This is a genomic window from Flavobacterium sp. GNP001 (genome assembly GCF_054343775.1).
Genome location: NZ_JBTGUX010000006.1, coordinates 1 through 12365 on the forward strand (window position 1 = coordinate 1; position 12365 = coordinate 12365).

Genomic DNA, 12365 nt, shown 5'->3' on the forward strand with positions numbered 1-12365 from the left:
TGACAAGAGAAAGCAAAAACACTAAGATTAAAAACGGGGAACGGAACATAAAAGTTTCTTTCCCCGAAATTAGTATTTAATTGTAAATTAATACATCTTCTTATGGTTTTTTTGGTGGTGTTATGATAATTATTTCATCACAAGGGCCGTCACTAGCAATAGGATTATTTGTATTAGACAAGGGACTAGTATAACTTTCGTTGAATTTCTGATCTGTTTTTTGAACTCCAAAATCTTTTGCTTTAGCACTTGCACTATCAATCCCATCGGCATCACAGGATACTATAACTAAGCTCGATACTGCAAAAGCAGCTATAAAAAATATTTTTTTCATGATTGTAATTGTTAAAAATTGGACATAGGTTTGGCCGTTCGATATCTGTAATCGAATAAATAGCAGTGGCCTAACCAGTAAAATGAGAACAGTTTGTTTTGGTTTCGGGAAGTAAAGTGAGCTAGTACAGAACTGTTTGATTATACTTCCCGGAATAAAAATTCTGTTCGATATAGCGTCACTTTTATAGAAGTAGTTTTGTACATTTGTTCGTATCGTGAAATAGAACAACAACTAATTCTGAGGCAAAGTACCGACGCTTCTGAAGTAAAATTGATATGAAATTCCTATGATTCCCAGTATGACGAAGGATTCCTGAAAATTCCTAAAAATTCCTTTAAGCTTATGGTGAAAAATACTTTAGAAGGTTATAAAGCAGCGATTAAATTGAAGTATGAGACAGAAAAATGGGGATGTCATTCCAGTTTTTTGCTAAATCCTTCTCGCGCTAAATTGAGGAAATTATGTGCCGAGTTATTTAAAAATGAGGCAAGCGCTGACGATTTAAAAAGCTTTTCTGTTTTTTTTCAATTTGATTTTCTTCCAAATTGCTCCAACAAATTAAAAGATCAAACAGATAGATTCAGGCCCATTGAAACCTTTTTTAAGGGAGAAACAGATTTAACTGATATTGAAGCGGTGAATATTGCCGCAATATTGGTTGGTTTTAATCCAAGACCTTACCTTAAATTTTCAAAAACAGAATCTTTAAAAAAAGAGTTTAGTCTTATTGATAGTTGTGAAAATAGTGTTGTGCACCAAGTTACCGTAGAAGATAAAAGGGCTATAAAATGACTACAGAGAGAATGATGGAATAATCCAACCATCGTTCTTGGTGAAAAAGCGAATGCGATTTTTACAGACGAAGCAAATTATTCCTGTAATGCTTTTGATTTTAGTCCTAGCTGGTTTCGGATATTGGTTTTTTTTAAAAAAAACATGGATGCAATGGCAAAAAGACCATTATGAAGTGGTTGAGTGTGAAACTGAAGAAGTCGGGATTGTAAACATTTACTCGAAACTACCGATAAATGAAAATATGCTAGGTTTTAAAAAAATTGAGGTAACGGATACAACAACTTTTTTTAAGCATAATAAACCCGTTTTATGGTATTGTAAAAATGGAGACCATCTTGATTTTTTTAATGGCCCAGGTTTTCATCCTGAAAATGATAAAACGTTAAAACCCATCACCCAATATATGATAGATAAGTACGTGAGGTAAGTCTTCACTACTGAAACATTCGAACGGTCTCTTTAAGGTTGTTTATTTTTTATCCGTTGGAACGAAATTGCCATTTGTCTTTTAGGATATTGTTACCAAAGTAGAATTAATGGTTTTAAAAGCTTGTATTAGGTTTAAAAGCGTTAAAAATCAGCTTTTAAATAATGTTTCTTTCTTCACTTTACAGTAGAAATTGAAAATCTCTTTGAAATTATATTTGAGAAACTAAACAGTACTAAAAAAAATTTCGAAGAAATACATCAAGATAAACTGATTTCTTCTGCAATTTAACTAATGGATGTATTTGTATATTCAATAAGAGTGAAAGTACTTTATTAAGCTGGCTACGAGCTTTTTGGATACCTTAACGAAATTATTAAGATCTGTGATCCGCACAAAAAAAAGAGCTTCTCAATTGAGAAGCTCTTTTTATACCTGCTTACAAGAATTATTTCTATTCTATCCAAGCATTAATTTTCTTTTCCAATAATGCTAATGGCATTACTCCAGATTCTAATACTTTTTCATGGAATTTTTTGATGTCGAATTTGGTACCCATTTTAGTTTCCGCTTTTTTGCGTAACTCCATGATTTTTAACTGTCCAATTTTATACGAAAGCGCTTGTCCTGGAATCGCCATATAACGCTCAATTTCAGGAATAATGCTCGCTTCGCTTTCGGCTTCATTTGCTAACGAATATTTAATAGCTTGCTCTCTGGTCCAGCCTTTTGAGTGTAATCCGGTATCAACAACTAATCTAACCGCACGGTGCATTTCATTGCCCAGCATTCCAAAATACTGATACGGATCTTGATACAATCCAAGTTCTTTTCCTAAGCTTTCCGTGTACAAAGCCCAACCTTCGCCGTAAGCGCCAAACCAATTGAATTTTCTGAAATCAGGCAAACTTTCGTTTTCTTGTTGTAATGATATTTGAAAGTGATGTCCCGGAATCGCTTCATGCAAAAACAAATCTTCATCTCCGTATATGTTATAATTTGCTACATCAGGAATTGGAACATAGAAAATACCGGGGCGCGTACCATCAGCAGTTCCTTGATTGTATTCAGCACTCGCTGTTTGTTCTCTAAAGGCTTCTGTTCGTCTGATTTCAAATTTTGTTTGCGGTTGTAATGCAAATAATTTGTCTACGTTGGGTTTAATACGAGTATAAATACTTTGAAAATTAGCGATAACCTCTTCTGGTTTTGTAAATGGTTTTAATTCTTTTTTGTTTCGAACTTCCTCAAAGAATTCCAATAAAGTGCCTTTAAAACCCACTTGAGTTTTTACCTTTTCCATTTCGGCTGTTAAACGGGCAACTTCTTTCAATCCCAGTTCATGAATTTGTTCGGGAGTCATTTCGGTAGTGGTCCATTGTTTTACGTAAGTGGCATATAACTCTTTTCCAAAAGGCAAACTTCCAATTCCGCTGGTTGTTCTGGAAGCAGGAAGATATTCTTTATTCAGAAAATCAGCCATTTTCTTATATTGTGGAATCAGTTTGGTATTGATTGTCGCTGTGTATTTTGCTGTTAAATCTTCTTTTATGCTGTCAGGGAAAGAGGCAGGCATTAGTTTTATAGCTGAGTAAAATAAATTGTCTTCTATATTTGGCGTAGCCATTTCTGCAAATTGTGGAATCAGTTTTACCGTTAACGATTTTGGTAAAGCAACACCTTTATCAAGTCCTTTTTTCATGTACACCATCGCTGAATCAATCCAAACAGCATATTTATCCATTCTTTTTAGGAAATTGGTATAGTCCTTTTCTGTTTTAAAAGGTTGCGCGCTGGTTCCGCCTGCAAACTGCCCCATAGTCAGATGTGTTCCCCAAAATTGATGAACAGGAAGCAAATTTGTAGGTTGTTTTAATAAGTCTTTACCAATCTCAACTTCCCATTTGATGATTTCGTAACTGTTTTTTTCTTCTTCGGATAAATCTTCAACAGTGATATTTTGAAGGGCAGATTGGTATTTGTTAAAGAAAGCTTCTTGCGACTTTCTATAGCTGTCTGTCATTTCAAATTGCAACTGATCGTTGTATTGGTTTTGACCACTTTGTGTCGCATCCAATGGGCTCATCGCATTTTTGTCGTCAAAATAATTTTTCGTCAGACTGCTGAAGTCTTGTTTCTTATCTTCGGATTTACAGTTAACCAGCAATAAGGACGCGGTTACGGAAAGTAAAAGAGTGGTTATTTTTTTCATAGTTTAGATGTGATTATTGGAAAAGCTAATTTATCCAAAAATAATTGATTATTACCCAAATATATTACTAATGTAATGCAGTACAGGGACTTTTTATATTTTCATTCCTTATCGGTCAAAAAAAAATCCCATTCGGTTTAAAACGAATGGGGTCTTAGGTTTCAATTTTGGTATATCCTTACAATACCAGATTGGAAAAAAATAATTTTTTATCCGTGATAAACTCTCGAAGCAATTATTTTGTCTTCTCTTATGTCTAATACTTCCGCTACCAGCAAATCTTCTTCACCAGTAACTGTTCTTGTGTATTCCATAAAAACGCGGTCTCCATTGGCGGTAAGCGATTTTACTTTATAATTTAAAGAGGGTAAACGCTCAAAAGCATCTTTCCACCATTCTCGCAAGGCTTCTTTGCCGGTAACAAAACCGTTACTTTCTGGTTTGTACATTTTTAGTTTTGGACTAAAATGAACGGCATCGTCATCGTATAAAGACAATAATTTTTCTAATTCTTTATTATTGAAAGTTTCAAACCATTTAAAAGCAATTGATTGTAATTTTTCTGGTGTCATACTTATTTAGGATTGAATTTTTATTAAAAAAATCCCATTCCGTATAAACGGAAGGGATTTCATATTTATAATTTCAAAGAAATATTAAACGTTCTTCAAATTGATAATTTCTTGTTCAGTAAGCAATCTCCAGTTTCCTCTTGGCAAATTCTTTTTGGTCAAACCAGCAAATGAAACTCTGTCAATACGCAATACATCATAGCTAAAGTGTTCAAAAATAGAACGAACCACTTTCACGTTAGCCGATCTTAATTGTAATCCAATTTCACTTTTCGCTTCACCTTCGATATAGCTTACATCTTCCACAAAAACGCGGTGTCCGTCAAGAGTCAAACCTTTATTTATTTTTTCTAAATCCTCAAATTTCAAGTTTTTATCAAGTGAAACTTGGTAAATTTTAGATGATTTTTGACTTGGTAACGTAAATTTACGAATCATATCCGTGTCATTCGTGAACAATAACAAACCAGTTGTATTCTTGTCCATTCTTCCCACTGCACCAATTTTTGCAGTCGTAGAACCTTTAACTAATTCCAATACATTACGATATTCCTGACCTTCGTCCATCGCAGTGGTAAAGTTTTTAGGTTTGTTCAGTAAGATGTATACTTTTTTCTCCGGAGTCAAAGTAGCACCGTCAAAATTTACAACATCACCTGGTTTTACCATATATCCCATTTCGGTAACAGGAATTCCGTTTACTTTTACCGTTCCGGATTGAATATAAATATCCGCATCACGACGCGAGCACGCACCAGAATTAGCAATGTATTTATTCAAACGAATTTCGTCTTTTACTTTCGGTCTCTTTGGTGCTTGATTTGGTTTTTTCTCTACTTTATCAGTAGCGATATCGGCAACTTTAGTATTTACTTTAACTTTTTTCGGCCCTTGAGCTCGCTTCTGCATGGCAGGTTTTGGCTTATTCGAACTTGGTCTTGAGCTAGCTGCTCTTGGACCACTTTTCTTATTATTGCCTTCCTTGTTATTCATAATATTCCAATAATTTGTGCAAAGATACTATTTATATACTTGACAATCAATAACCACCAATTATAAAAACGCTAACTGTCTAGTTAATAAGCTAATTAATATGATTCTTTTGATTTTTTAGAGCTATTTCCCGCTTTCCACTCTATCTTTTTCTTTTTTAAAGGAAAAAAGAAAAAGGATGCCGTTGCAATCGGGGCTATGCTAATCGGGGAATATAGGAGAATTTCGAGAATGGTTTTTTATCCTTTTAATAATTTGGAAAAAGGCAAAATTAAACCATCAACAATCTTTTCCCGTGCCATAAAACACTTGGGTTAATCAAGACAATGCAAAAAACACCAGCAACAATAAGGAATTTTAAGATGTTGTGAAGCAATAAAAACTGTGGTTTCGCATTAGATTTCCATAAGTATAACAAGAAAAATATCAAAACGATGAGGCAACAGTAAAAATAAATATCCATGTAGCCCACATCGTAAATATCGATTAAAGCGATACACTGGAAGAATAGTCAGAATTGTTAAAACGGTAATGATTTTTTTTGATATTTCTTCGCCATAAACAATAGGAATCGTTTTATAATTATTGGCTAAGTCGCCTTTGAGATTTTCTAAATCTTTAATCATTTCCCGAATCAGCAATAGCAAAAATAAAAAAGTGGCATGCGAAAAAATAACTCCAAGTTGTGTTTTGTAATTTTCAATCTCTTCATATGGAATCCGTGTATAAAAATACAACAGTATGGCAAAAAAGGGTAAAATAGCAAGTAATGCAGCAGTTAGGTTTCCTATTATTGGGTATTTTTTTATTTTGTGGGAATAAAACCAGATGAAAAATATATATCCTGAAAAGAATAAAAATACGCGCCAGCGAAACAAAGAACGCCATCAAGGCAACAATAAAATTGAGTGTAAAATAAACCTTCAGTTTTGTTTTTTGACTTACTAATCGATCCAGCATTGACTTGTTAGGTCTATTGATTAAATCTTTTCTGTTGTCATAAAAGTTATTGATGATATATCCCGAAGCAATCGTAAGTGAAGAAGCGAAAACAAGAATGAATAAATTGAAATCGAGCAGAATGTCTAACGCTCTTTTTTCCGGAGCCAAAATAAATATCGCGGAAAGGTATTGCGCCAAAATTATTACTGGAATGTTATAGCCTCTAACGACAGAGAACAAACTGATAATTTTCATTAATAAAAGTTTCTGTTTTCTGCTAAACATTTTTTATTAGTATTTTTTTGTCAAGTTTTTGCATTGGTATAACAAACTTGCCTATTTGGTGCTCAAATTTAGGATTTTGTTTTTAAAATTAACTTGATTTTTTTACAAAAACACATGCACGAGAATTCTTTTAAGAGGATATTGTGAAATGCCACGATTATTTTGCGAAAATACACAAATAATAATTCTGATTTCATTTGACCCAAAATCAATTGTTCTATTTTGAAGAAGAATCGGTATTTATCATTTCTCCAAATTCTTTTACTGGCAAAGGTTTGCTTAAAAGATTTTTTACGTATTGATTGTTTTTTGCACGTGCAATATCATTAGGATTTAATGTAGAGGAGAGCATGAAAATTTAGAGTTTCTTTTTTCAATTCTTCGGGTAGCGTTTCATATTCCAAAAGGAATTCGAATCCATCCATTTCGGGCATTTTAATGTCTAACAGAATAATTAGAGATTTTTCAGTATTACTTTTGTGATTACGAAGCCATTGAATTCCTTCTTTGCCATTATTAGCAGTACTTATATCAGTTATATCCGAGTGTTTTTTTTAGCAATTGTTTCGTGACAATTTGATCAATTATATTATCGTCAATTATCAAAATTTTATAATTGTGCTTCATAAAGTTTCGGTATTGTTACTATAAATGTACTTCCAATATTCATTTTAGAATCTACGGTTATGCTCCCATTAAGATTTTCAACAGCTTCTTTTACTAAGTAAAGCCCTAAACCGGAGCCTTTCTTGTTGTTATTAGTCACAAAAAACATTTCAAAAATTTTGACTTGGTATTCTTTATTAATTCCAATGCCATTATCTTCAATTTCTATTTTGTAAAATTCCCCTTTGGCGTAAGTTTTAATAGAAATATAACGATGCTCTTTTTTTTCATCAGAATACTTGATAGCATTTGATAGTAAGTTATTCAAAATAATCTTTAATCTCAATCCATCACTTTGAACTTCATCAACGGATAAGTTTTTTTTGATAGCAATTTCATGGGTTCCTTTAATATAAAAATGTTGAGAAATGATTTCATCTATAATTTCATTTATACTAACAGCAGCAGCGGTTACTTTTTTTCTTTTATTTCTCGAATAATCAATTATATCTCTTATAAATTGATCTTGCTTATCGAGACTTTGATGCATTAAATCTAAATAATCTCTAATTTCATCCAAATCATCTTCTAATTTTACAATCTCTATTAATCCTTTTAAGGAGGAGATGGGTGACCTTAGATCATGAGAAGCACTGTACACAAATTTATCCAGTTCTTTATTGGCTAGTGATTAAATTTCTGTTTTTATCATCAGTTTCCTGTTTCGAGCGTCTTAGTCTGTTAACCATTACGGAGTAGTAAATGCAGACGCTTCCAATGATTATCAACGTAAAAAAGATATTGGTAAAAAGAAGGTAGGATTTAATTAAACGAGTACCTTCTCCTAGTGCATCAGAGAAATTACGCTCATATATTGTTAATTTATCAGTAATGCTGTTTATCCGTTGAAAAATATTTTGTTTTTCATCCGGTTTTAAGACATTAGCATTCATTTTTTTATGAGTTTCATTTCCAATGGATTCTAATTGCACAATTAAATCATCCGCTTTTCTCCATTCATTGATAGCCTTTGCCAAGAAAGGAACGGTGTGAAAATTTCTAAATAGCCAAACCAATGTCATCCAGATCTTTTTCATGATTTCTGCCAGCCCTTAATCCATCTTTAATGGTGTTGATGTCACCATTATTGGATAGGCCGATTCGTGCTATTCTGATCTCCTATAGGAACACTTAATTCTTCTTTGAATAACTTCCATTGAATGGAATCTTTAGTATAAATGTAGGTGATAAGGTATCGGGTTGCATCTTTTTGCCCTTTAGAATAATGGGATTCTCCATTTACATACGCCCTTGATACTGACAAGATTTTAATAGTCAGGTAGTTGATGATGATCAATGAAGAGCAAGATAGAATTACTATAATCAGAGGTATGAAAATATTGCGTAGCTTAAAATTTTCAAGAATTTTATTTTCAGTCATATAGTTTTTTTGTTTGTAGTAGGGCAAAAAAAATCAGATGATTAAAGATAAGATGTTTTTTATTGAAATGTAAGATTTTGTTTAAATTTATTTACATCGAATAATTTGGTTCTTATTTTTATAGGTTTTATCAAAAAAATATTTTTTTAGTAAATAATTTTTTTAATAAGCATAAAAAAAACACGAATGTTACAAGGCAGCTTGGCCAGGTAAATTCGTGTTTTTCTAATTTAAAATTAGTTGTTTTCAACAAAATTGTGCCGTCAGCATAAATTTGTTGTACTAATAAATTTTTTAAAATTGATATACTACTTCTAGTTTATAATCTTTCAGGGAAGCTTTGGCTTTTTCTAAATCTTCGGTGAAACCTAAGATATAACCGCCACCGCCAGAACCGCACAGTTTTAGATAATAATCATTACTGTCAATTCCTTGTTGCCAAATTCCGTGAAATTGTTCCGGAATCATTGGTTTAAAGTTATTCAAAACTACTTTTGATAATTTCTTGGTATTCATAAATAATGATTTCATGTCTCCGCCAAGGAAGTTTTCTACACAAGCATCTGTATATTTTACAAACTGATTTTTCAACATGCGCACGGAAACCTTTGTCTTTTAGGCTTTCCATGAAAATATTTACCATCGGAGCCGTTTCGCCCACAATTCCTGAATCTAATAAAAAGACAGCGCCTTTTCCGTCAAAACTTTGTGTTGGAATTCCGGTGGCTTCAATATTATCTTTAGAATTAATAAGAATCGGGATGCTTAAATAACTATTTAATGGATCTAAACCAGAACTTTTTCCGTGGAAAAAACTCTCCATTTGAGAAAATATGTTTTTTAATTGCAATAATTTTTCACGAGTCAAATTCTCCAGAACCGTGATTTTATTATTTGCATATTTATCATAAATAGCGGCTACAAGCGCGCCACTGCTTCCTACCCCATATCCTTGAGGAATACTGGAATCAAAATACATTCCGGTTTCAACATCGTTTTTCAATGCAGTCAGGTCAAAAGTAACTAAGTCAGATTGTTCGTTTTGCAAAGTTTCTAAATAAGTTACAAAACGTCTCAAGTGACCATTTGATTTGATGGCTTCTTCAGATGGATTTTCATCTCTTTTAAGTGCACCGTTGTAAAAATTATAAGGAATTGAAAGCCCTTTTGAGTCACGAATAATTCCGTATTCTCCAAAGAGTAGTATTTTTGAGTAAAACAAAGGTCCTTTCATATAGTATTGTAAATTAACAATTTGGGGTTGGTAATTAAGTATTTTTTGCTGTTTTATAAATCAACTTGGTCTCCGCGATTTGCTTCTAAGATTCCCAGATCAATTTCTTCTTGTTGTTCAGGAGATAAATCTTTCCAAACGTCTTTTTTTTGTGATTTGAAAATGTTTTTGATAGCTTCGATTATAGTTGTATCGTCAGTTTCTAACAGCATTTTAATCAATTCTAATTTATCTGATTGAATATCCATAATTTCAGCTCTTTAAAAAATAAAGATAGGTAAAAAACAAATTAAATCAACACAGCACCATTTCCAATTTCGTCACAAATGTACTGACCATTTTGACAATAGCCAACTAATTCGTTCTTAATAAATTGTAAAACTGTTTCGGCAACATTTTCAGGATACAAAACATGCACATTTGCACCGGCATCTAGCGTGAAACAAACCGGAATTTTAGTCTGATTTCTAAATTTCCAAATCGCATTTATAATCTCCAATGTGTTCGGTTTCATTAATATAAAGTAAGGCATCGAAGTCATCATCATAGCATGCAACGTCAAGGCTTCGCTCTCTACAATTTTGATGAATTCGTCCAAATTTCCACTTTCAAAAATTGAAATTAGTTGGTCTAAATTTTCATGCGCTTGTGCAAATCGCCTTTCGGCAAAAGGATGGTTGTGCATTAAGTCATGTCCCACCGTACTTGAAACTTGTTTTTCACCTTTGTCAACCAGTAAAATGGTATCTTTAAAATTCTTAAAATTAGCATGAATCGCATTTGGAAATTCAACCCCAAATAAATCAGAGCTTCCAGAGATATTTGCATGATTTCCCCAAACCACTACTTGTCCTTTTACGCTTCTACAAGCACTTCCGGAACCCAAACGCGCTAATAAAGATGCTTTTTGATAGAAATATTCCTCAGTCATTTCAGGATATAACGCTTTTTCTAAACTCATTAAGTTCATCGCTAAAGCTGCCATTCCAGATGCTGATGAAGCAATTCCGGAACTGTGCGGAAAGGTATTTTCTGTGTCAATCGTAAAATGATAGTCTTTTAGAAACGGCAAATAGATTTCTATTCGTTCCAGGAATTTTTGAATTTTCGGTTTGAAATCTTCTTTTGGTTGTCCTTCAAAAAGTAAATCAAAGGAAAATGTACCATCGTTTTCTTTTTTGGCGAAAGCCAATTTGGTAATCGTTTTACAATTATTCAAGGTAAAACTCACCGAAGGATTCGCTGGAATTTGATTGTCCTTTTTCCCCCCAATATTTTACAAGGGCAATGTTGCTGGGTGCGCTCCATTGAAAATTTCCGTTTTCAACTGAATGCGTATATTTTGATGGAATAAAATCGTTTGCTGAAATCATGAATGTATAAATTTACGCAAAGATACTTTTTTTGATTTATTTGTTTATTCGTTTATGTGGTTAATCGGTAGAAAGATTTAAGTAAATTTGGCCAATAAAAAATAATCATATAAGTCCATCTAAGGGCTTGTTTAATAATTAAGAGTCTTTTTTAAACCATTAAGAAATTAAGCTTCATTAAGGCATAGTGCGTAATTTTTCTTAATTTCTTAATGGTTAGAATTATAAAGTATAAAGGAGAATCAATATTTTTTTTTCTTAAATGACTTATATGGTTAAAGAATATATGTTGTCTTGAAATATTTAAAAGCATAAAAATGAATAAAATCACCCGAATATTAGCTGTTGTTGTTACGTGTTTAGCTATTGGTTATTTCTCTGGAACGGTTACCCGTTCTGCTATCACTACTTGGTATCCCAGTTTGATAAAACCAAGTTTTAATCCGCCCAATTGGATTTTTGCACCTGTTTGGAGTATGTTATATGTAATGATGGGTGTTGCCGCAGGATTAGTTTGGGATAGAATAGAATCTGATAAAGAAATCGTTAAAAAAGCCTTGGTTTTCTTTGCGATACAATTGGCATTAAATGCTTTGTGGTCGTATTTATTCTTTGGTTTACACAATCCAATGTTAGCGGGATTAGAAATTATCATACTGTGGTTGATGATTTTTGAAACGTACATTCAGTTTTCTAAAATCAATAAAATTGCGGGCTATTTATTCCTTCCGTATTTGGCTTGGGTAAGTTTTGCTGCGGTTTTAAATGGAAGTATTTGGTGGTTGAATCGATAAGATCCTGTTTATAGTTTTTTAAATTCAATATTTTTCGCAAGCAAAAAATCCATTACAGTCAATACATTGTTGCTTTCGGCAACTGTTTTTGATTTAGGATCCGCATCGCAAAATTCTAGGAACAGCTCTATTTGGTCTGGTTTTAATTTTAAAGTTTGAAAATAAAACTTTTCATCACAGCTGCTTTTTGCCAATGCTTTGAATTGAATTTGATGTGCTTTTTCATTACTCTTTTCTTTCACCAAAGCTGTAAATATAGTTTCCCCAATTCGAGCTAAATTCAGTCCTTTGTCAATGGTTAGGTCGTCAATTCTTGTGTTTTTTAATCTTTTTTCATCCCTTTCTGCAGTAATC

The 12365-nt window shown here is 32.7% G+C and carries 12 protein-coding genes and 3 pseudogenes; 3 read left to right on the forward strand and 12 right to left on the reverse strand.

Going from position 1 to position 12365, the window contains the following annotated elements:
• Window positions 1-100: 100 nt before the first annotated feature.
• Window positions 101-334, reverse strand: a complete 234-nt coding sequence (locus ACXX8U_RS14285) for a hypothetical protein (RefSeq protein WP_458552589.1) — start codon at window positions 332-334, stop codon at window positions 101-103.
• Between the two features lie 345 nt (window positions 335-679).
• On the opposite strand from ACXX8U_RS14285, the gene ACXX8U_RS14290 reads away from it, so the two are divergent.
• Together ACXX8U_RS14290 and ACXX8U_RS14295 are read left to right on the forward strand one after the other, a co-directional pair.
• Complete coding sequence (locus ACXX8U_RS14290) at window positions 680-1129, forward strand: hypothetical protein (RefSeq protein ID WP_458566459.1); 450 nt, start codon at window positions 680-682, stop codon at window positions 1127-1129.
• 40 nt (window positions 1130-1169) lie between these two features.
• A complete protein-coding gene (locus ACXX8U_RS14295) occupies window positions 1170-1559 on the forward strand; it encodes a hypothetical protein (RefSeq protein WP_458566460.1) in 390 nt (129 codons plus the stop codon).
• Window positions 1560-2013: 454 nt separating this feature from the next.
• On the opposite strand, the gene ACXX8U_RS14300 is transcribed toward ACXX8U_RS14295, so the two are convergent.
• The 10 genes and pseudogenes from ACXX8U_RS14300 to ACXX8U_RS14345 form a co-directional block, all read right to left on the reverse strand.
• Window positions 2014-3771: a DUF885 domain-containing protein gene (locus ACXX8U_RS14300; protein WP_458552591.1), complete on the reverse strand. Its 1758-nt coding sequence runs from the start codon at window positions 3769-3771 to the stop codon at window positions 2014-2016.
• 209 nt (window positions 3772-3980) lie between these two features.
• Entirely contained in the window at window positions 3981-4343 is a 363-nt protein-coding gene (locus tag ACXX8U_RS14305; protein WP_458552592.1) for a nuclear transport factor 2 family protein, read from the reverse strand.
• A gap of 84 nt (window positions 4344-4427) precedes the next feature.
• Entirely contained in the window at window positions 4428-5336 is a 909-nt protein-coding gene (locus tag ACXX8U_RS14310; RefSeq protein WP_196852801.1) for a pseudouridine synthase, read from the reverse strand.
• Between the two features lie 271 nt (window positions 5337-5607).
• Window positions 5608-6563, reverse strand: a pseudogene (locus ACXX8U_RS14315) (geranylgeranylglycerol-phosphate geranylgeranyltransferase).
• Between the two features lie 610 nt (window positions 6564-7173).
• Complete coding sequence (locus ACXX8U_RS14320; protein ID WP_458566461.1) at window positions 7174-7830, reverse strand: sensor histidine kinase; 657 nt, start codon at window positions 7828-7830, stop codon at window positions 7174-7176.
• 16 nt (window positions 7831-7846) lie between these two features.
• Window positions 7847-8266, reverse strand: coding sequence for a hypothetical protein (locus ACXX8U_RS14325; protein WP_458566462.1), 420 nt, complete (start codon window positions 8264-8266; stop codon window positions 7847-7849).
• A gap of 47 nt (window positions 8267-8313) precedes the next feature.
• On the reverse strand, window positions 8314-8493 hold the full coding sequence (locus tag ACXX8U_RS14330) for a hypothetical protein (protein WP_458566463.1): 180 nt from the start codon (window positions 8491-8493) through the stop codon (window positions 8314-8316).
• Between the two features lie 411 nt (window positions 8494-8904).
• A pseudogene (locus tag ACXX8U_RS14335) lies at window positions 8905-9844 on the reverse strand (mevalonate kinase family protein).
• A 53-nt stretch (window positions 9845-9897) separates the two neighbouring features.
• Entirely contained in the window at window positions 9898-10092 is a 195-nt protein-coding gene (locus ACXX8U_RS14340; protein WP_417981667.1) for a hypothetical protein, read from the reverse strand.
• A 41-nt stretch (window positions 10093-10133) separates the two neighbouring features.
• Window positions 10134-11217, reverse strand: a pseudogene (locus ACXX8U_RS14345) (diphosphomevalonate decarboxylase).
• A gap of 317 nt (window positions 11218-11534) precedes the next feature.
• Here ACXX8U_RS14345 and ACXX8U_RS14350 point away from each other — a divergent pair.
• On the forward strand, window positions 11535-12011 hold the full coding sequence (locus tag ACXX8U_RS14350; protein WP_458552597.1) for a TspO/MBR family protein: 477 nt from the start codon (window positions 11535-11537) through the stop codon (window positions 12009-12011).
• 8 nt (window positions 12012-12019) lie between these two features.
• Here ACXX8U_RS14350 and ACXX8U_RS14355 read toward each other — a convergent pair.
• A partial coding sequence (locus ACXX8U_RS14355; RefSeq protein WP_505307835.1) for a BamP family beta-assembly machinery protein occupies window positions 12020-12365 on the reverse strand: 346 nt, incomplete at its 5' end.